The sequence below is a fragment of the Sulfitobacter delicatus genome (assembly GCF_900102535.1).
Taxonomy (GTDB): Bacteria; Pseudomonadota; Alphaproteobacteria; order Rhodobacterales; family Rhodobacteraceae; genus Sulfitobacter; species Sulfitobacter delicatus.
The window spans coordinates 385,707-404,085 of sequence record NZ_FNBP01000002.1 but is presented as its reverse complement, the minus strand read 5'-3'; the positions used below and the strand labels follow the sequence as shown (position 1 = coordinate 404,085).

Here is an 18,379-nt window from a genome sequence, read left to right as displayed (position 1 = left end):
TTTCGCGTTGCCTGCCAGTGTCAAAGGAAGTGCTGATGTTTGACAAGATCCTGATCGCCAACCGGGGCGAAATCGCCTGCCGCGTTATCAAAACGGCCAAGAAGATGGGGCTAACCACAGTCGCCATTTACTCGGACGCCGACGCGCAGGCGTTGCATGTCGAAATGGCGGACGAAGCCATTCACATCGGCCCGCCCCCCGCCAACCAATCTTATATCGTCATCGACAAGGTGATGGAGGCGGTCAAACAGTCCGGCGCGCAGGCAGTGCATCCGGGTTACGGTTTCCTGAGCGAAAACAGCAAGTTTGCCGAAGCTCTTGATGCGGCTGACGTGGCCTTTGTCGGCCCGCCTGTGGGCGCGATTGAGAAGATGGGCGACAAGATCACCTCAAAAAAGATCGCGCAGGAGGCCGGGGTGTCGACCGTGCCGGGCTATATGGGCCTGATCGAAGACGCGGACGAGGCGGTCAAGATTTCCAACGAGATCGGCTATCCGGTGATGCTCAAGGCCTCCGCGGGCGGCGGCGGCAAGGGAATGCGGATCGCATGGAATGACGAGGAGGCGCGCGAGGGCTTTCAGTCGTCCAAGAACGAGGCCGCGAACAGCTTTGGTGATGACCGTATCTTTATCGAAAAGTTTGTGACCCAGCCGCGCCACATCGAAATTCAGGTGCTCTGCGACGCCCATGGCAATGGCATCTATCTGGGCGAGCGGGAATGTTCGATCCAGCGCCGCAACCAGAAGGTTGTCGAAGAGGCGCCGAGCCCGTTTCTTGATGAGGAGACCCGTAAAGCGATGGGCGAGCAGGCCGTGGCTCTGGCCCAAGCCGTGGGCTACACCAGCGCGGGTACCGTGGAATTCATCGTTGATGGCGACAAGAACTTCTACTTTCTTGAGATGAACACCCGCCTTCAGGTAGAGCACCCGGTCACTGAGTTGATCACCGGCGTGGACCTCGTGGAGCAGATGATCCGCGTGGCCAATGGCGAGAAGCTGTCGATCACCCAAGACGATGTGAAACTGAACGGCTGGGCCATCGAGAACCGTCTTTATGCCGAAGACCCGTACCGCGGCTTCTTGCCCTCCATTGGCCGTCTGACCCGCTACCGCCCGCCGCAAGAAGTGGCCGCCGGGCCGCTTTTGGAGCAGGGCACTTGGCAGGGCGATGCGCCTGCCGGCGACATGGCCGTGCGCAACGACACCGGCGTCTTTGAGGGCGGCGAGATTTCGATGTATTATGACCCGATGATCGCCAAGCTCTGCACCTGGGCGCCGACCCGGGCCGAGGCGATCGAGAAGATGCGCGTGGCCTTGGACAGCTTTGAGGTTGAGGGCATTGGCCACAACCTGCCGTTTCTGTCTGCCGTGATGGACCACCCGAAGTTCGTTTCGGGCGAGATGACGACCGCCTTTATCGCGGAAGAATATCCCGACGGTTTCGAGGGCGTGACCCTGCCAGACACAGAGTTACGCCGCATCGCCGCCGCCTGTGCCGCGATGCACCGGGTGGGCGAGATCCGCCGCGCCCGCGTCTCGGGTCGGATGGACAACCACGAGCGCAAGGTCGGCAGCGACTGGAACGTGCGCCTGCAGGGCGAAAACTTCGACGTGGTCACCAAAGCCGATCCCGAAGGGGCCACGGTGCAATTTGCCGACGGGGCCGAAATGCGTGTCCGCGGCGATTGGACCCCGGGCGACCAACTGGCGGTTCTGACGGTGGACGATGCACCTTTGGTGCTGAAGGTCGGCAAGATCTCAGGTGGCTTCCGCATCCGCACGCGTGGCGCGGACCTCAAGGTTCATGTGCGCACGCCGCGTCAGGCCGAACTGGCCGCGCTGATGCCCGAAAAGCTGCCGCCTGATACGTCGAAGATGCTGCTCTGCCCGATGCCGGGTCTGGTGGTGAAGCTGGATGTGGAAGTGGGTGACGAGGTTCAAGAGGGCCAAGCGCTCTGCACCATCGAGGCGATGAAGATGGAGAACATCCTGCGCGCCGAGAAGAAAGGCGTGGTCAGCAAGGTCAACGCGGGCGCGGGCGACAGCCTTGCCGTGGACGATGTGATCATGGAGTTCGAATAAGGTGCCTATCCCCGACTTCCAGAAGTTAATGAAGCCAGTCTTGGCTTCCGCTGCAAACGGTGAGCGTGCGATCTCTGATGTTGTGGACGAATTGACGGAAGAGTTTGAGCTAACGCCCGAAGAGCGGAATGAGATTCTGCCCAGTGGAAAGCAGACCCGGTTTGCGAACCGGGTCCATTGGGCCAGAAGCTATCTGAAGCAGGCGGGATTGTTAGCGAATACCAAACGTGGTCATTTTGCGCTGACAGAAACGGGAAAAAAGGTATTGGCGAGTTCGCCCAAGCACATCGACAAAACCTTTCTAACGCAGTTTCCCGAATACCTTGAATTTAAATCTCGGAGCGGCACGACTGATAAAGAGGAAGTAGCAGCCGCTCCTAACCAGCAGACCCCCGATGAGGTTTTGAATGCCGCGTTTTCAGAAATTACCTCTGCTTTGGCCGAAGATCTCTTATCCAAACTGCGTGAGGCTGATCCTGCATTTTTTGAAGACGTAATCGTTCGTCTTCTACTGAAGATGGGATATGGCTACGATATGCAAGCCGGGCGCGTTATTGGGCAGGCCGGAGATGACGGTGTTGATGGAGTCATAAACCTAGATCGTCTTGGCGTTGACCAAGTATATGTACAAGCCAAACGTTACGCCGCGCACAATGTGATAGGAAGCGGAGCTTTACGAGACTTCTACGGGGCACTCGGAATGAAGGATGTGACGAAAGGTATTTTCGTTACGACCTCTACTTTTTCACCAAGCGCAGTGCAAACGGCAGAAAAGCTCGGCGCTAGAATTGTGCTTGTCGACGGTCCTCAATTGGCCCGTCTTATGATCGCACACGAGGTGGGTTGCCGAGTTAAACGCACTTATGAAATCGCTGAAGTTGATGAGAGCTTCTTCGAATGAGAATTGCAGCGAATATAGGGTCTCATTCTAGTAGAGGACTATCGTTCGCTTTGCGTTCTCTAATCTCCCGCTGGCGCAATGGCATCTTGTCGATGCTGCGGGTGATCTCGCGCACGTCCCATGGGAAGGGTTTGCGCAGCTCGATGCCGCCTTCCTTGTCGACCAGCACCAGCATAAAGCCACGCGGCCGCATGCGCAGCCTCAGCGGGCTGCGCGCGGCGGGGTCTGTGTCGGTCAGCACGATGACATCGCGCAGGCGTAATTCGTCCTCGCGGTCTTGCAGATATTCCATTTGCGACACGAAGGCGGGGTCGTTTTCCGAGTTGGCAAAGACCAAAACGGGTCGCTTTTTCCACTGGAATTCGCTCAAATCTGCCATATCAGCGGGCAAGAACAGCGGGTCTTCTGCCGGTACATCCGCGCTTTGGGCGCTGGCCGTAGCGGCGATAAATCCTGCAAAAACAAGTGAGATAAGACGTTTCATTAATGCTCCTGTCCCCTCAGATATAGGCGCTCGGCCCGCGTTTGCGAAGGTCAAAGCGCCGCAGGGGGGGATTAATCCCATTGCAAGGCATTTTGGCCCATGACGTCGGTGTTCCCTGCGTCATGGCCGGTCGGGGCGGCCGTTCTGCCAGCATTGGGCCGCGCCATCATGGACGTCATTCTTCACATCGGGGCCCATCGCAGCGGCACCACCAGTTTTCAGCGCTACCTGCGCTACAACCACGCGGAGCTGAGCGCGCGCGGTATCGGCTTTTGGGGCCCCACGCGGGTGCGGCAGTCGGTCTTTCCCGGCTTGTTTCCGGGGCCAGCCGTGGCACGGGGGCGCGACCCGGTGCGCCGGGCCGAGGGGCGGGTGCAGATGCAGGTGGCGCAGTGTCGCGCTCAGGGGCTGAGCCAGTTGCTTATCAGCGATGAGAATATGATCGGCAGCGCCCGGCAGTGTTTGCGGCACGCGGCGTTGTATCCGGCGATTGGCGAACGTATGGCCCGCATCGGCAGCGCCTTTGGTGGGCGGATCAAACGCGTGGTGCTGAGCGTGCGGGCGCCGGACCTGTGGTGGGCGTCGGCGGCGGCTTATACCGTGGGGCGCGGGCATCCGGTGCCGAGCGCGCAGACCCGCGAGGCCATTGCGCAGAACCCGCGGTCTTGGCGCGATGTGGTGACCGATCTGGCCTGTGCCTTGCCGGAGGCCGAGATCAGGATCACTCCTTTTGAGCAATTCGCGGGCCGCTCCGATGCGCTTTTTACTGCCTGCACGGATCAGACAGCCCCCATGGGCAAGGCGCAGTGGCTGAACCGTGCGCCGGACCTCAGCGCCCTGCGCGACACACTGAACGAACGGGGCGAAGACCCCGCGTTGCTGCCAACATCCGCCGGGCGTTGGCAGCCGTTTGATGCGGCGCAGGCAGCAGCCCTGCGCGAACGCTATGCCGACGATCAGTTCTGGCTCGCCGCCGGGGCCGATGGTCTGGCCACTTTGACAGAGGACCCCAGCCGGAGAAGAGCAGGCCCAAGCCTGCCGCCCGGCGCCATGAGAGAAGGACATGCATATGACATCCGAGAACAAGGACGCCAAAGCCCGCTGGCGTGATCTGGCCACCGGCGAATTGCGCGGGCGCAGCCTCGACGATCTGACGTGGAAGACGCTGGAGGGGATCGACGTCCAGCCGCTTTATACCGCTGACGATGTGGATGGGCTGGAGCATCTGGGCAGCATTCCGGGCGAGGCGCCTTTTACGCGGGGCGTGAAGGCCACGATGTATGCGGGGCGGCCTTGGACGATCCGGCAATATGCGGGGTTTTCCACGGCCGAGGAATCCAACGCCTTTTATCGTCGCGCTTTGGCCGCCGGGCAGCAGGGGGTTTCGGTTGCCTTCGATCTGGCGACGCACCGGGGCTATGACAGCGACCACCCGCGGGTTGAGGGCGATGTCGGCAAGGCTGGTGTGGCGATCGACTCGGTCGAGGATATGAAAATCCTCTTCGACGGCATCCCGCTCGATCAGGTCTCGGTTTCGATGACGATGAACGGCGCGGTGATCCCGATCCTCGCCAGCTTCATCGTGGCGGGCGAAGAGCAGGGCCACGACCGGGCCAAGCTTTCGGGCACGATCCAGAACGACATCCTCAAGGAATTCATGGTGCGCAACACCTATGTCTATCCGCCGGAACCGTCGATGCGGATCATCGGGGATATCATCGAATATACCTCGGACCATATGCCGAAGTTCAACTCGATTTCGATCTCGGGCTATCACATGCAAGAGGCCGGCGCGAACCTCGTGCAGGAGCTGGCCTTCACTATCGCGGACGGGCGCGAATATGTGCGCACGGCAATTGCTGCGGGCATGGATGTGGACCGCTTTGCGCCGCGGCTGTCGTTCTTCTTTGCCATCGGCATGAACTTCTTCATGGAGGCCGCCAAATTGCGCGCCGCGCGTCTCTTGTGGTCGCGGGTGATGGAAGAATTTAAGCCGAAGAACCCCAAGTCCTCGATGCTGCGGACACATTGCCAGACCTCCGGTGTAAGCCTCGCCGAACAAGACCCTTACAACAACGTCGTGCGCACCGCTTACGAGGCACTCTCGGCGGTCTTGGGCGGCACCCAGTCGCTGCACACCAACTCGCTGGACGAAGCCATCGGCCTGCCGACGGAACATTCGGCGCGCATCGCCCGAAACACCCAGCTGATCCTGCAAGAGGAGACCGGCATCACCAATGTCGTCGATCCTCTGGCGGGTTCTTACTATGTCGAGAAGCTGACCGCCGATCTGGCCGAAGCCGCATGGGAGTTGATCGAGGAAGTCGAAGAGATGGGCGGCATGACCAAGGCCGTGGCCTCCGGCATGCCGAAGCTGCGCATCGAAGAAGCCGCCGCGCAGCGTCAGGCGGGCATCGACCGGGGCACCGAGGTCATTGTTGGGGTGAACAAATATCGCCGTGACAAGGAAGAGCCGATCGACATTCTCGACGTCGACAACGTCAAAGTTCGGGCCGGTCAGGTGGCGCGTTTGGAGCGCATCCGAGCCGAGCGGGACGAAGACGCCTGCACCGCCGCCTTGGCGGAACTGACACGGCGGGCGGCCGAGGGCGGCAATCTGCTCGACGCGGCGGTCGAAGCCGCACGCGCACGCGCCACAGTGGGGGAAATCAGCATGGCGATGGAAAAACAATTCGGGCGGCACCGGGCCGAGGTCAAGACGCTCTCGGGCGTCTATGGCGCGGCCTATGAGGGCGACGCGGGCTTTGCCGACATTCAGAAATCGGTCAACGAGTTTGCCGAAGCCGAGGGCCGCCGTCCGCGTATGCTGGTGGTCAAAATGGGTCAGGACGGGCACGACCGGGGCGCCAAGGTGATCGCCACGGCCTTTGCCGATATCGGCTTTGACGTGGACGTGGGGCCGTTGTTCCAGACGCCCGCCGAGGCCGCGCAGGACGCGGTCGATAACGACGTGCATGTGATCGGCATCTCCAGCCAAGCGGCGGGGCATAAGACATTGGCGCCGCAGCTTATTCAGGCGCTGAAGGATGCGGGTGCTGAGGATATTCTGGTGATCTGTGGGGGTGTGATCCCGCAGCAGGATTACAAGTTCCTGCAGGATGCAGGCGTAAAGGCGATCTTTGGTCCCGGCACGAATATCCCCTCGGCGGCGCAGGATATTCTCAAACTGATCCGTGAGACACGCAAGTGAACGGTGGCAGGCTCCTCGCCCTCCGGGGCGGGGAGCGGATGGCGGCATGACTCTGCGCGCGGCTGAGCGCAGCGACGCGGCGGCTGTGGCGGGGCTGTGGAACGGTATGATCCGCGACAGCCTCGCAACCTTCACCACGGAAGAGAAAAGCGCGGATGACATCGCCGCGCTGATCGACGCCCGCGCGGGCGTCTTTTGGGTTGCCGAGGTCGCGGGGCAACTCGCGGGCTTTGTCACCTTCGGCAGCTTTCGCGGCGGGCCGGGCTATGCCGCGACGGTGGAGCATAGCATCGTGCTCTCGGGAGCGGCACAGGGGCAGGGGCTGGGCCGCGGCTTGATGACGCGGGCGATGGATGGGGCGGCGGCGCAGGGGCATCATGTGATGGTTGCAGCGATCAGCAGCGCCAACCCCGGCGCGGTGGCTTTCCATGAAAAGCTGGGCTTTGCTCAGGTCGGACGCATGCCAGAGGTTGGGCGCAAGCGGGATCAATGGCTTGACCTTATCCTCATGCAGAAAATACTTGGCGCACCCTGACTTTCACCGCCACGCGGGCTAGGATTGGGGGGTCACCACCGAAGGGCACGCCCATGTCGATCTGGACACGTATTACCGAGGCTTTGTCGGCCCTCACCGCGGGCGAGGGGCTGTCGGCTGTCTTTGACCGTCTGCGCAGCCCGCCGGAGCGGTCGGTGGCCTTTACCATCGCGGTGATCGCGCTTGGGGCCAAGATGGCCAAGGCCGATGGGCTGGTGACCCGCGACGAGGTGACGGCCTTTCGCGAGGTGTTCCAGATTGCCGAAGGCGATCAGGATGGCGCGGCGCGGGTGTTCAACCTCGCACGGCAAGACGTAGCGGGGTTTGAGGAATACGCCCGGCGCATTGCCACGATGTTCGATGACCAGCCCGAGATGCTGCACGATCTGATGGAGGGGCTGTTCCACATCGCTATGGCGGATGGGACGTATCACCCGAATGAGAATGCCTTTCTGGAGGATGTGGCCGCGATCTTTCGGATGGATGAGGAAGAGTTCGCCTCGCTCAAAGCGCGTTTCGTGCCGGACAGTTCGCCCCTGCCACGCACGGTTCTGGGCATCGGGCCGAATGCCACGTTAGAAGAGGCGCGCAAGGCGTGGCGGCGCTTGGTGCGGGAAAACCATCCCGATGCGCTGGTGGCACGGGGATTGCCGGAAGAGGCGATTAAGATGGCCGAGAAGCGCATGATCGACATTAACCGCGCGTGGGAGACGATCTCGGGCAAACACGCCTGATGCGCTTTGCGACTTACAATGTCGAATGGTTCGCGAGCCTGTTTGACGACGACAATCAGCTGTACGACGATGGCGGCTGGTCAGCGCGGTATCAGGTGACGCGGGCGGAGCAAACGGCGGCTTTGGGGCGGGTTTTCACGGCGCTGGACGCAGATGCGATCATGGTGATTGAGGCGCCGAACCATGGGCGGCGGCAGTCTACCGTGCTAGCCCTAGAGAATTTCGCAAAACGGTTCGGCCTGCGGGCTTGCGGCGCGGTCATGGGATTCTCCAATGACACGCAGCAGGAGATTGCTCTGCTCTATGACCCCGAAAGGCTGACCGCGCGCCATGTGCCGCAAGCCTCGGCAGAGGCACCGCGATTTGACCGCACGCTACGGATCGATCTGGACGTGGATGCCACAGAGGATCAGGTCGTCTTTTCCAAACCGCCGCTGGAGTTGGAGGTTGTGACGCAAAGCGGCTTTGCCTTCCAAATGATCGGCGCGCATTTGAAATCGAAAGCGCCGCATGGGGCGAAGTCCGACGCGGATGTGCTGCGCCTTGCCATCGCCAATCGGCGCAAGCAGTTGGCGCAGGCGATTTGGTTGCGGCGGCGCATCGATATGCTGATCGCGGCAGGGCAGCCGGTAATGGTCATGGGCGATATGAACGACGGGCCGGGGTTGGACGAGTTTGAGGACCTCTTTGGCCGCTCCTCGGTCGAGATCGTATTGGGGGAGGGCAACGGCGCGCTTTTTGACCCCCATGCGAAACAGGCGCTGAGCCGCCGTTTGGGCGCTGCGCCAAGCTCTGCACGGTTCTGGATACGGCCCGAGAAGCGCTATCTGCAGGCGCTTCTGGATTACATCATGGTGACGCCGGAATTTTGCGAACGAGCGGCAAGCTGGCGGATCTGGCACCCGATGGACGATCCGGAATGTTGGGGGAATACGGGGTTGCGCGATGCCTTGCTGACCGCGTCGGACCACTTCCCGGTGACGTTGGACGTCGATCTCTAGGCGGGCGCGCGCCTAAATCTTGCGCAGAAAACTCGACAACGCTGAGCGGCTTCCTACATCAAGGGCATGACACGTTTTATGCCCCTCATTGCCCTGTGCACGCTGCTGCCGGTTTCGGCGCTCGCACAGGATGACACCGAAGGACGCGGCCTTGGCTTGATGGAGCAGGGCGCGCAGATGTTCATGGACGGGATCATGGAAGAGATGGGCCCGGTCATGGAAGGGTTCGAAGGCTTTACCGAAGCCATGCGCCCTGCGCTGCGGGACTTTGCCCGCGAGATGGGGCCGAAGCTGACCGAGCTTTTGGACGACGTCGAGGATTGGAACGCTTATCAGGCGCCTGAGATGCAGCCCAATGGCGATATCATCATCCGCCGCAAGCCCGATCATCCGATGATGCCGCCTGAGACTCCCACCGAGCCTGAGCCGCAGATCGACCTTTAAGCTTCGGGCTTTGCCGCGGGCGGTCGCTTGCCGGTGCGCACATGCACCTCGGCCTCCAGCGAGTTCGCCAGAGAGTTCAGCCGCGCCTCTGCCACCTCGCCAAAGAGCGGTACCATGTCGGGCGTAAGCCACAGCTCCAGCTGCTTTTTCTTGGGGAACCAGCGCAATTCGCCGCGCTGTTCGTTCTTGTCCATCCACAGCATCGCGCCAAAGCGCATGGCTTTGCCGAGAATTTCCGCCTCAAGCCGGGTCTGTTCGTCGACCATCTCATAGAGGTCTTCAAACCGCGTGTTCTCGCGTTTGTTGGAGTAGCGGTGTAGCAGGGCGAGGCCCAGATAGATGCGTTCGGCGTGTTTCAGCCCGCCCAAGTTCGCGCGAGTGGCATTGTCGAAACAGGTCTCAGCCCTGTAGTCGGGATGCGCGCGCCAGCTGACGTCGTGCAGCAGACAGGCGGCTTTGACCAGGCGTTTGCGGGCGTGCGGGGCCGAACGGTAGAGCGGCAGGATGAAGTTATAGAGCACCTTGCCGAAGCCGGGCATACGGGCGTCTTTGGCTTCGGCGAAATAGCAGGCTTCGATCAGCGGATCGCGGTCGCGCAGGCGTTGGGGCATTTGCTCGTAAAGCATGCCTTCGCGGATGCCATAGCTGGAAATGGCGATATCTTTGGGGCGGAAGGTTTTGACCAGACGGCTCAGCACCTCCGCCGCATAGGGCACCAGCGACATCCGGCTGGAGGAGACGTTGCAGGCCGCTTTCAGCTCTTTCAGGTCGCTTTCTTGGATGAATTTGACCGTCTCGCGCACCGAGGTCACGGTCATGCGGTATTCGTGCAGCACGTGCAGCGGGTAGCCGCGGCGGTACATGTCGATCCGCGCAATCGCCCGCCATGAACCGCCGACGAGGAACAGCCGGTCACGCTGGCTGCCCATCGTTTCGTGCAGGCTGTTCATCACCTCTTTGATGTGGTCTTTGCGGCCTTTGGCTCCGCCCTTGAGGTCACGCAGTTTCAGCGGGCCAAGCTGCGAGGTGACGCGTTTGCCGACACGCCCGCCGGAGATTTCCGCCAATTCCATCGAAGAGCCGCCGATGTCGCAGACCAGACCGTAGGCACCGGGCCAGCCCAAGAGCACGCCTTGGGCAGAAAGCCGGGCCTCTTCTTCGCCGTCGATGACCCAGATGCGCAGGCCGGTTTCACGCAGCACATCGGCGCAGAATTCGCGCCCGTCCTTGGCATCGCGCACGGCGGCGGTGGCAACGACGGTAAGCTCCGACAGACCCATGCCATCGGCAAGCTTGCTGAAGCGGCGCAGGGCCGAGAGCGCGCGGAGGCGGCCTTCGGGCGAGAGATGCCCGGTTTCGGCCATCCCCGCGCCGAGGGCGCACATGATCTTTTCGTTGTAGAAATAGGCCGGCGAGCGCGCCGCGCCGTCAAAGACCACGAGGCGGACGGAGTTCGAGCCCACATCCACCACGCCCACGCGGGCCAGCGCCCGGGCGCCAGGGTCTTCGAACAGTGGTTTGCCGAAAAGCCCCAGCTCCGCCACGCCGGTTTCAGGGACGGCGGGCGCTCGGGAAGGGTCGGTCTGGTCTGCCATCAATGCTCCTGCGGGCCATCCGTTTGCAAAGATATTTGGCGCAGGGGGGCGGGGAGGTCAATTGCTAACGCCCCCGTTCCGCGCTCAATCCTCGGTATGGGTCAGCTTGGGCACATCCGACGCCCCCGCGCTGCCGCGCCCGGAAAGTGACGGGTTTTCCATGAAAAAGCGGTGGCAGTTAAAGGCGAATGTGCCCTCGGGCACGGCGGGGCGGGTGAATTTTCCCTCCGGCCCCATGACCCAGCTTTGCGCCACATCGGCAAGGTTCGCGGCCATGACTTGGCTGGTGATCTGGGCCTTTACGGTGGGGTTTTCGATCTCGACCAGTGTCTCGACCCGGCGGTTCAGGTTGCGGCCCATCCAATCGGCGGAGGACATGAAAACCCGCGCTTTTTTATGCGGCAGCCCGTGGCCATTGCCGAAACAGACGATGCGGCTGTGTTCCAAAAACCGCCCGATGATGGATTTGACGCGGATGTTGTCCGACAGGCCTATGACGCCCGGGCGCAGCCCGCAGATGCCGCGGATCACGAGGCTGATCTCCACGCCTGCTTGGCTGGCGGCGTAGAGCGCGTCGATCACCTCGGCGTCGATCAGCGCGTTCATCTTGGCCCAGATCGCCGCCGGTTTGCCGTTGCGGGCATGGTCCGCTTCGGCTGCGATCAACTCCAGCAAGCGCGGCTTGAGGGTGATGGGGGAAATGGCGAGATTGTCGAGCTTCTCGGGCGGGGCGTAGCCGGAGAGGAAGTTAAAGACTTTGGTGGCGTCGCGGCCAAGGTTCTGGTCGCAGGTAAAGAGCGAGAGGTCAGTATAGATGCGCGCCGTGATCGGGTGATAGTTGCCGGTGCCGTAGTGGGTATAGGTGACCAGTTGGTCGCCTTCGCGGCGCACCACGGTGGAGATTTTGGCGTGGGTTTTGAGGTCTAGGAAGCCATAGACCACATGCGCGCCGGCGCGTTCCAGACGGCGGGATTGGCGGATGTTGGCGGCTTCGTCAAAGCGGGCCTTAAGCTCCACCAAGGCAGTGACCGACTTGCCATCCTCGGCGGCTTCGCAAAGCGCTTCGACAATCGGGCTGTCGCGCGACGTGCGGTAGAGGGTCTGTTTGATCGCCACCACATCAGGATCACGCGCCGCCTGGGCAAGGAAGCGGACCACCATGTCGAAGGTCTCATAGGGGTGGTGCAGCAGCATGTCTTTCTGGCGGATCGCGGCGAACATGTCGCCGTCGTGGTCGCTGACACGCTCAGGGATGCGGGGGGTGAAACTGGGCCAAAGCAGGTCCGGGCGGGCGTCTGTCACCAGTTTCGACAGGTCGGCGATGCCGAGCATGCCGTCGAGTTCGATCACGTCCTGCGGGCGCACGCAAAGTTCGCGCATGACCACGGACTTCAGCTTTTCCGGTGCCCCGGCGGAATGGGTGAGCCGCACGACCTCGCCCCGGCGGCGGCGTTTCAGGGCGACTTCGAACTCGCGCACAAGGTCTTCGGCCTCGTCCTCGACCTCGAGATCGCTGTCGCGCAGCACGCGGAATTCAAAGTGGGCTTTGAGTTTGTAGCCCGGGAAAAGGTTCGGGATGTTGATGATCAGCAGGTCTTCGAGCGGCAGGTAGCGCAGGCAGCCGTCGGGGGCGGGCAGGGAGACGAAGCGGTCGATCTGGCCGGGGATCGGCAGCAGCGCTTGCAGGGGCCGTTTGTCGCGGGTGCGTTCGAGTTGCAGCGCCAGCGCGTAGCCGGTGTTGGGGATAAACGGGAAGGGGTGTGCCGGGTCGATGGCGAGGGGGGAGAGTACGGCGAAGACTTGGTTGAGGAAGACGCTTTCGAGGTACTTTAGATCGTCCTCGGTAAGGTCAGCGGTGCGCTCCAGCATGATGTTCTGCGCATCCATCTCGGTCATCAGGTCCACCAGCACGCGCTGTTGCGAGAGCATCAGCTTGCGGGCGTCTTCGTTGATCAGCACCAGTTGCTCGGCGGGCGTCAGGCCGTCGGCGGCAGCGGTGGTATTGCCCGCTTGGGCCAATTCGCGCAGGCCCGCGACGCGGACGGTGTAGAACTCATCGAGGTTGGTGGCCGAGATTGACAGGAAGCGCAGCCGTTCCAGCAGGGGCACGCGGGGGTTCTCGGCCTCTTCCAGCACGCGCCAATTGAAATCCAGCCAGCTAAGCTCACGGTTAAAGAACCGGCCCGGCCCGGAAGTGTCCAGCTCGGGCAGATCGGTGGCGGGCGGAAACGGCGCCTCAAGGAAATCGGCTTGGGTCATGCGGGCCTCATGACATTGGAATGTAACGGGTTTATGATAGCGCTGCCCCGTCTGCCCGCCAGTATCACGCCTGCGGTGGGGCGATGTCCAGCACCTGCGCGGCTAGCGCGCGGGTCAGGGGCCGCTTTTGCGCCAGGCTGGCGGCATCCAGCCGGTCGACCAGCGCGATGGCGGCGGCAAAGGATCGGTCCATCCGGGTCATCAGGTAGTTGATCAGTTCCGGCTTGGGCGTGAGTTGGCGGTCGGCGAGCAGTTTGACCAGCAGCGCTGACAGCAGCGCGTCATCGGGGGCGTCCATTTCGACAGCGGTGGCACCGCGCATGCGGCTGACGAGGTCAGGCAGGGTGAGACCCCAATGTGCAACGCCTCCGGTGCCGGTGAGCAGCAGGGCTTGGCCTTCGGCCAGCACGAGGTTGTGCAGGTGGAAAAGTGCGGTTTGGGCATCGTCGTCATTGGCAATGAGATGCACGTCTTCGACCGCGACGGGACCACGGGCGAGGGCGGGGATGTCGGCGTCCATGAGGTCCGTCGCGCTGATGATCTGCGCGCCCGAAAGGTCGGCCCAAACATGCGTGAGATGCGTCTTGCCCGACCCCTGCGGCCCGGTCAGCGCCAGCTTGCCTCCGGCCCAGCCGCGCCAGCCGTCGATCATCGCCATGGCCATGGCGTTCGACGGCGCCACAAAGAAAGCGTCGCGGCCCAGAGCCGTCCGGCTGGGCAGGTTCAACCCGAGTTGGTGGGCCATGTCAGCGGATGTCCTCGTCAAGTGTCGGTTCCGGTTCGCGGCCTTTGTAAAGCACGCTTTCGCGGTAGCGCGCTGTGGCGAAACGCGCGATCACCCCGATGGCCGCGGCCACGGGCACGGCGACCAGCAGGCCGACGAAACCAAAGAGCGTGCCGAAGACCGACAGCGCCAGCAGCAGCCAGACCGGGTGCAGGCCGACGGAGTTGCCCACCAGTTTGGGCGTCAGCAAATTGCCCTCGACGATCTGCCCCAGCACAAAGATGCCCGCCACCAGCCCGATGGAAATCCAATCGCCCCAGAACTGGAACAGCGCGAGGCCAATCGCCAGCGCCCCGCCGATCAGCGCGCCTAAGTACGGGATGAAGGTCACCAGCCCGGCGATAAAGCCGACGACAAGGCCAAATTGCAGGCCCACCAGCATCAGCGCCACAGCGTAATAGGTACCAAGGATTAGGCAGACTGTGCCCATGCCGCGCACAAAAGAGGCCAGCGTCGCGTCGATCTCGCGCGCGAGTTGGCGGATCGTGGGGGCATGGTCGCGGGGCAGCAGGCGGTCGATGGCGGCGACCATGCGGTCCCAGTCGAGCAGCAGGTAGACGGCGACCACGGGGACGATGACAAACAAGAGCAGGATGTTGATCAGCGAGGCAAAGGAGGCCAGTGCGGTTTGGAACAGCTCACCGCCGCGTTCTTGGATCGTGGTGCCTAGCGTGGTCAGCGAGGTGCGCAGGGTCGAATCGTCGTCCAGAAGCGAGGGGAAACGGTCGGTGATGAAATCGGTGAAGTTGCGGGTGACCTTGGGCGCGGTCTCGATCAGGTTGACGGTCTGATTGACCAGCGTCGGGATCACCAGCAGGGCCATGAGCACGAAGATCAGGATTGCCGCCACGGTGATTAGGGCCGTGGCCATCACCCGGCTGAGGCCCAAACGCTCTAATCGGTCAGCGACGGGATCGAGGAAATAGGCAATCGCCCCGCCGAGCAGAAAGGGCAGTAGCACGTCGCCCATGAACCACAGCGCCACCATGAACACCGCCGCAGCGATGCCCCAGTATTTCAGTTGGTCTCGGATTGGCAGGGCCATGATGCTCTCCGGCAAGGAATGTTCTCACATCGCCCATGTGGCGTTTCGTTTCAAGTCTCGCCTGTGGGGCGGGCGGCTTGACAGTGGCACGGATCAGGCGACGATGGCGCGAAATTGAGGGAGCAGATGATGCGCAGTGAATTTGATGACGAGTTAGAACAGCGGCTGGTCCGCTATGCCAAGATCGACAGCCAGAGCGATGCGGACAGCCCGACCTCGCCCAGTACCGAGATCCAACTCGATATGTCGCGGCTGCTGGTGGAGGAACTGACCGCCATGGGGGCTGAGGAAGTGACGCTCACCGACTACGGCGTCGTGCTGGCGACAGTGCCCGCCACGGTCGAAGGCGGCCCGGTGATGGGCTGGGTCGCGCATGTGGATACCGCGCCGCAGTATAACGCGACAGGCGTGAAGCCGGTAGTGCATCGCGGGTATAACGGCGGGGATATCACCTTTGCCGACGCGCCGGAGTTGCGGCTGTCGCCCGAGAATTCGCCCTATCTGGCTGAAAAGCAGGGGGAGGACATCATCACTGCCAGCGGGCTGACGCTGCTGGGTGGCGATGACAAGGCGGGCGTGGCGATTGCCATGACGGCAGCCCGGCATCTGATCGACAACCCGGAGATCCCACACGGCAAAATCCGCCTCGCCTTTACCCCGGACGAAGAGATCGGGCGCGGCGTGGATGCGCGGCTGCCCAAGGATCTGGGCTGTGACTTTGCATATACCTTTGATGGCGGCAAGCCGGGTGAGATTGAGTACGAGACCTTCAGCGCCGATGGGGCCGTGGTCAAGATCACCGGCGTCTCGGCCCATCCAGGCTTTGCCAAGGACAAGATGGTCAACGCGCTGCATTTGGCGGCCAAGATCATCAGCACTTTGCCGCAGGCCACGATGACGCCCGAAACGACCTCGGGGTTGGAGGGGTTTTTGCATGTCTCAGAACTTAACGGCGGCTCTTCGGAGGCCGAGATCAAGCTGATCCTGCGGGACTTTGAGCGGGACGGCTTGCAGGCCAAGGGTGATCTGCTGCGCCAAGTCTGCGCCGCCGTCGCCGCCGGAGAGCCGCGGGCGAAGATTGAGGTCGATATCCAGCCACAATACCGCAACATGCGCTACTGGCTGGAGGAGGATATGACCCCCGTCGATCTGGTGCGCGGGGCTGTGGAAGCAGTCGGGCTAGAGCCGCGCTCGGCCCCCATTCGCGGCGGCACCGATGGCTCGCGCCTCACGGAGATGGGTGTGCCATGCCCCAATGTCTTTACCGGGATGCAGGAAATCCACGGGCCGCTCGAATGGATTTCGGTGCAGGACATGGCGCTGGCGACCCGTGTGGCGGTGGAACTGGCGCAGCGGACCGCAAAAGCCTGAGGCGCTGGGCGCGATGTGATTGTCTCGCCCCCTGACATGCACTAGTCAGGGGGCAATTCGTCAATGAGGAAACACCATGCGTCTGTCCCGATATTTTCTGCCCGTGCTGAAGGAAAACCCTGCCGAGGCGCAGATCGTCAGCCACCGGCTGATGCTGCGGGCGGGAATGATCAAGCAATCCAGCGCGGGGATCTATTCCTGGTTGCCGCTGGGCTACAAAGTGCTGCGTAAGATCGAAGAGATCGTGCACCAAGAGCAGGAGCGCGTGGGCCATATTCCGATGCTTATGCCGACCCTGCAATCGGCGGACCTGTGGAAGGAATCAGGCCGCTATGATGCCTACGGCCCCGAGATGCTGCGTATCCGCGACCGTCAGGACCGTGACATGCTTTATGGTCCCACCAATGAGGAGATGATCACCGACATCTTCCGCAGCCATGTTGGCAGCTACAAAGACCTGCCGCTAACGCTTTACCACATCCAGTGGAAATTCCGCGACGAGATCCGCCCGCGTTTCGGCGTGATGCGCGGCCGCGAATTTCTGATGAAGGACGGCTACAACTTCGATCTGACCAAAGAGGATGCGTTGCACGCCTATAACCGCCATCTGGTCAGCTACCTGCGCACCTATGAGCGCATGGGACTGCAAGCGATCCCGATGCGCGCGGATTCGGGCCCGATTGGTGGCGATGACACGCATGAGTTCCTCGTGCTTGCCGATACGGGCGAGAGCGAGGTCTTTTACGACAGCGAGATCACCGATCTGACCTTCGGCAACCGCGAGATTGACCCCAGCGATCATGACGCCTGCCGCGCCGTGCTGGATGAGTTCACCTCGCGTTATGCCCGCACGGATGAGACCCACGACCCTGAGCTTTTCGCCAAGGTGCCAGAAGAGCGTCAACGCACGGCGCGGGGCATCGAAGTGGGGCAAATTTTCTACTTCGGCACCAAATATTCCGACGCGATGAACGCCAAGGTGCAAGGCCCCGACGGCAAGCAGGTGCCGGTGCATATGGGCAGCCACGGCATTGGCGTGAGCCGTCTGCTGGGCGCGATCATTGAGGCCAGCCATGATGACAAAGGCATCATCTGGCCCGAGGGCGTGACCCCGTTCCATGCGGGTATCGTGAACCTCAAGCAGGGCGATGATGAAGCCGATGCGGCTTGTGAAGCGCTTTACAACAGCCTCAAGGCACTGGGCCTTGATCCGCTGTATGACGACCGCAAGGGCGGGGCGGGGATGAAATTTGCGACGATGGACCTCATCGGCCTGCCGTGGCGCATCACCGTGGGGCCGCGCGGGCTGAAGAACGGCGTGGTGGAACTGACCAGCCGGCGCACTGGCGAAAGCGAAGATCTGCCGCCCGAACAGGCGGTCGAGAAGATTGCCAAGATTTACGCCGGTATCGTCTGAGGGTGGCCATGATCCTGCGGGCGCTGACATTGGCCGGTGGGATTATGGGAGCAGCATTTGCCGCACAGGGCCCGGGTTTTGCCCGGGCCTATCTGTTTGAACTGGAGACACATGCGCAGACCCTTGCTGCGGTGATCGCCGATTTTGACCGGGCCGCCGCCGAGGTGGGGCTGGACCGTGCTGCCGCCTTTGAGCACATGCAGGGCACGCCGCTTTTCGACCGGCGGCGGATTGATTTGGAACGTCAGTTTGCGGGCCATGCCGCTCTCACGGCCAAAGTGGCGCAGATGCGCAGCGCCGGGCCGTTCATGCGCAGCTATCACCTCTGGCGCGACCCTGATGCGGGCACCCTGCGCCGCACCTGGGCGCGCTTCCACCCCAACCTGCCGCGCAGCCGGGCGGAGATGCTTTTTGCCGCGATCGGCGGTGTCTCAGTAGCGCTTCTGGCTGCCGGGCTATTCTGGCTCGCGCGCTGGCCACATCGCCGCCACCGACGCCGGGCCTTGCGCGCTTGACC

General features: G+C 62.3%; 16 protein-coding genes. 11 read left to right on the top strand and 5 right to left on the bottom strand.

Annotated features, from left to right (window positions below; all coding sequences use genetic code 11):
- Window positions 1-35: 35 nt before the first annotated feature.
- Window positions 36-2,081 (top strand): acetyl-CoA carboxylase biotin carboxylase subunit, encoded by a 2,046-nt coding sequence (locus BLS57_RS05195; protein ID WP_093739851.1) that lies wholly within the window; start codon window positions 36-38, stop codon window positions 2,079-2,081.
- Window position 2,082: 1 nt separating this feature from the next.
- Complete coding sequence (locus tag BLS57_RS05190) at window positions 2,083-2,982, top strand: restriction endonuclease (RefSeq protein WP_093739849.1); 900 nt, start codon at window positions 2,083-2,085, stop codon at window positions 2,980-2,982.
- A 22-nt stretch (window positions 2,983-3,004) separates the two neighbouring features.
- Here the strand turns inward: BLS57_RS05190 and BLS57_RS05185 are convergent, their stop codons facing one another.
- Window positions 3,005-3,466, bottom strand: coding sequence for a DUF4174 domain-containing protein (locus tag BLS57_RS05185; RefSeq protein WP_093739847.1), 462 nt, complete (start codon window positions 3,464-3,466; stop codon window positions 3,005-3,007).
- Window positions 3,467-3,565: 99 nt separating this feature from the next.
- On the opposite strand from BLS57_RS05185, the gene BLS57_RS05180 reads away from it, so the two are divergent.
- The 6 genes from BLS57_RS05180 to BLS57_RS05155 all read left to right on the top strand — a co-directional run bounded on the left by BLS57_RS05180 (window position 3,566) and on the right by BLS57_RS05155 (window position 9,391).
- A complete protein-coding gene (locus BLS57_RS05180) occupies window positions 3,566-4,576 on the top strand; it encodes a hypothetical protein (RefSeq protein ID WP_244153602.1) in 1,011 nt (336 codons plus the stop codon).
- Window positions 4,536-6,677: a methylmalonyl-CoA mutase gene (gene scpA / locus BLS57_RS05175; RefSeq protein ID WP_093739843.1), complete on the top strand. Its 2,142-nt coding sequence runs from the start codon at window positions 4,536-4,538 to the stop codon at window positions 6,675-6,677. Before BLS57_RS05180 ends, scpA begins: the two co-directional genes overlap by 41 nt.
- Window positions 6,678-6,723: 46 nt before the next feature.
- A complete protein-coding gene (locus BLS57_RS05170; RefSeq protein ID WP_093739841.1) occupies window positions 6,724-7,212 on the top strand; it encodes a GNAT family N-acetyltransferase in 489 nt (162 codons plus the stop codon).
- Between the two features lie 53 nt (window positions 7,213-7,265).
- Window positions 7,266-7,946, top strand: a complete 681-nt coding sequence (locus tag BLS57_RS05165; protein WP_093739839.1) for a molecular chaperone DjiA — start codon at window positions 7,266-7,268, stop codon at window positions 7,944-7,946.
- Window positions 7,946-8,947 carry an endonuclease/exonuclease/phosphatase family protein gene (locus BLS57_RS05160; RefSeq protein WP_093739837.1) on the top strand — a complete coding sequence of 334 codons (1,002 nt, stop codon included), beginning with the start codon at window positions 7,946-7,948 and terminating at the stop codon, window positions 8,945-8,947. The genes BLS57_RS05165 and BLS57_RS05160 overlap by 1 nt, the downstream gene beginning before the upstream one ends.
- A 66-nt stretch (window positions 8,948-9,013) precedes the next feature.
- Window positions 9,014-9,391, top strand: a complete 378-nt coding sequence (locus BLS57_RS05155) for a hypothetical protein (protein WP_093739835.1) — start codon at window positions 9,014-9,016, stop codon at window positions 9,389-9,391.
- On the opposite strand, the gene BLS57_RS05150 is transcribed toward BLS57_RS05155, so the two are convergent.
- The 4 genes from BLS57_RS05150 to BLS57_RS05135 all read right to left on the bottom strand — a co-directional run bounded on the left by BLS57_RS05150 (window position 9,388) and on the right by BLS57_RS05135 (window position 15,074).
- Window positions 9,388-10,986, bottom strand: a complete 1,599-nt coding sequence (locus BLS57_RS05150; RefSeq protein ID WP_208597519.1) for a Ppx/GppA family phosphatase — start codon at window positions 10,984-10,986, stop codon at window positions 9,388-9,390. The genes BLS57_RS05155 and BLS57_RS05150 overlap by 4 nt on opposite strands.
- An 84-nt stretch (window positions 10,987-11,070) precedes the next feature.
- Entirely contained in the window at window positions 11,071-13,245 is a 2,175-nt protein-coding gene (locus BLS57_RS05145; RefSeq protein WP_093739833.1) for an RNA degradosome polyphosphate kinase, read from the bottom strand.
- A 64-nt stretch (window positions 13,246-13,309) separates the two neighbouring features.
- Window positions 13,310-13,990, bottom strand: coding sequence for an HdaA/DnaA family protein (locus BLS57_RS05140; protein WP_093739831.1), 681 nt, complete (start codon window positions 13,988-13,990; stop codon window positions 13,310-13,312).
- Window position 13,991: 1 nt separating this feature from the next.
- Entirely contained in the window at window positions 13,992-15,074 is a 1,083-nt protein-coding gene (locus tag BLS57_RS05135) for an AI-2E family transporter (protein ID WP_093739829.1), read from the bottom strand.
- 129 nt (window positions 15,075-15,203) lie between these two features.
- Between BLS57_RS05135 and pepT the strand changes: the two genes are divergently transcribed.
- The 3 genes from pepT (at window position 15,204) to BLS57_RS05120 (ending at window position 18,377) form a co-directional block, all read left to right on the top strand.
- Entirely contained in the window at window positions 15,204-16,445 is a 1,242-nt protein-coding gene (pepT, locus tag BLS57_RS05130) for a peptidase T (protein WP_093740348.1), read from the top strand.
- 76 nt (window positions 16,446-16,521) lie between these two features.
- Window positions 16,522-17,862, top strand: a complete 1,341-nt coding sequence (proS, locus tag BLS57_RS05125; protein WP_093739827.1) for a proline--tRNA ligase — start codon at window positions 16,522-16,524, stop codon at window positions 17,860-17,862.
- 8 nt (window positions 17,863-17,870) lie between these two features.
- Window positions 17,871-18,377 (top strand): DUF2937 family protein, encoded by a 507-nt coding sequence (locus tag BLS57_RS05120; RefSeq protein ID WP_139186611.1) that lies wholly within the window; start codon window positions 17,871-17,873, stop codon window positions 18,375-18,377.
- The last annotated feature ends 2 nt before the right edge of the window (window positions 18,378-18,379 follow it).

Excerpts from the sequence above, each read along its gene's own strand:
- BLS57_RS05165 (WP_093739839.1), top strand. The coding sequence starts at position 7,266 with ATGTCGATCTGGACACGTATTACCGAGGCTTTGTCGGCCCTCACCGCG.
- pepT (WP_093740348.1), top strand. The coding sequence starts at position 15,204 with ATGCGCAGTGAATTTGATGACGAGTTAGAACAGCGGCTGGTCCGCTAT.
- BLS57_RS05155 (WP_093739835.1), top strand. The coding sequence starts at position 9,014 with ATGACACGTTTTATGCCCCTCATTGCCCTGTGCACGCTGCTGCCGGTT.
- proS (WP_093739827.1), top strand. The coding sequence starts at position 16,522 with ATGCGTCTGTCCCGATATTTTCTGCCCGTGCTGAAGGAAAACCCTGCC.
- BLS57_RS05195 (WP_093739851.1), top strand. The coding sequence starts at position 36 with ATGTTTGACAAGATCCTGATCGCCAACCGGGGCGAAATCGCCTGCCGC.
- BLS57_RS05170 (WP_093739841.1), top strand. The coding sequence starts at position 6,724 with ATGACTCTGCGCGCGGCTGAGCGCAGCGACGCGGCGGCTGTGGCGGGG.
- BLS57_RS05160 (WP_093739837.1), top strand. The coding sequence starts at position 7,946 with ATGCGCTTTGCGACTTACAATGTCGAATGGTTCGCGAGCCTGTTTGAC.
- BLS57_RS05145 (WP_093739833.1), bottom strand. The coding sequence starts at position 13,245 with ATGACCCAAGCCGATTTCCTTGAGGCGCCGTTTCCGCCCGCCACCGAT.
- scpA (WP_093739843.1), top strand. The coding sequence starts at position 4,536 with ATGACATCCGAGAACAAGGACGCCAAAGCCCGCTGGCGTGATCTGGCC.
- BLS57_RS05135 (WP_093739829.1), bottom strand. The coding sequence starts at position 15,074 with ATGGCCCTGCCAATCCGAGACCAACTGAAATACTGGGGCATCGCTGCG.
- BLS57_RS05180 (WP_244153602.1), top strand. The coding sequence starts at position 3,566 with ATGACGTCGGTGTTCCCTGCGTCATGGCCGGTCGGGGCGGCCGTTCTG.
- BLS57_RS05120 (WP_139186611.1), top strand. The coding sequence starts at position 17,871 with ATGATCCTGCGGGCGCTGACATTGGCCGGTGGGATTATGGGAGCAGCA.
- BLS57_RS05140 (WP_093739831.1), bottom strand. The coding sequence starts at position 13,990 with ATGGCCCACCAACTCGGGTTGAACCTGCCCAGCCGGACGGCTCTGGGC.
- BLS57_RS05185 (WP_093739847.1), bottom strand. The coding sequence starts at position 3,466 with ATGAAACGTCTTATCTCACTTGTTTTTGCAGGATTTATCGCCGCTACG.
- BLS57_RS05150 (WP_208597519.1), bottom strand. The coding sequence starts at position 10,986 with ATGGCAGACCAGACCGACCCTTCCCGAGCGCCCGCCGTCCCTGAAACC.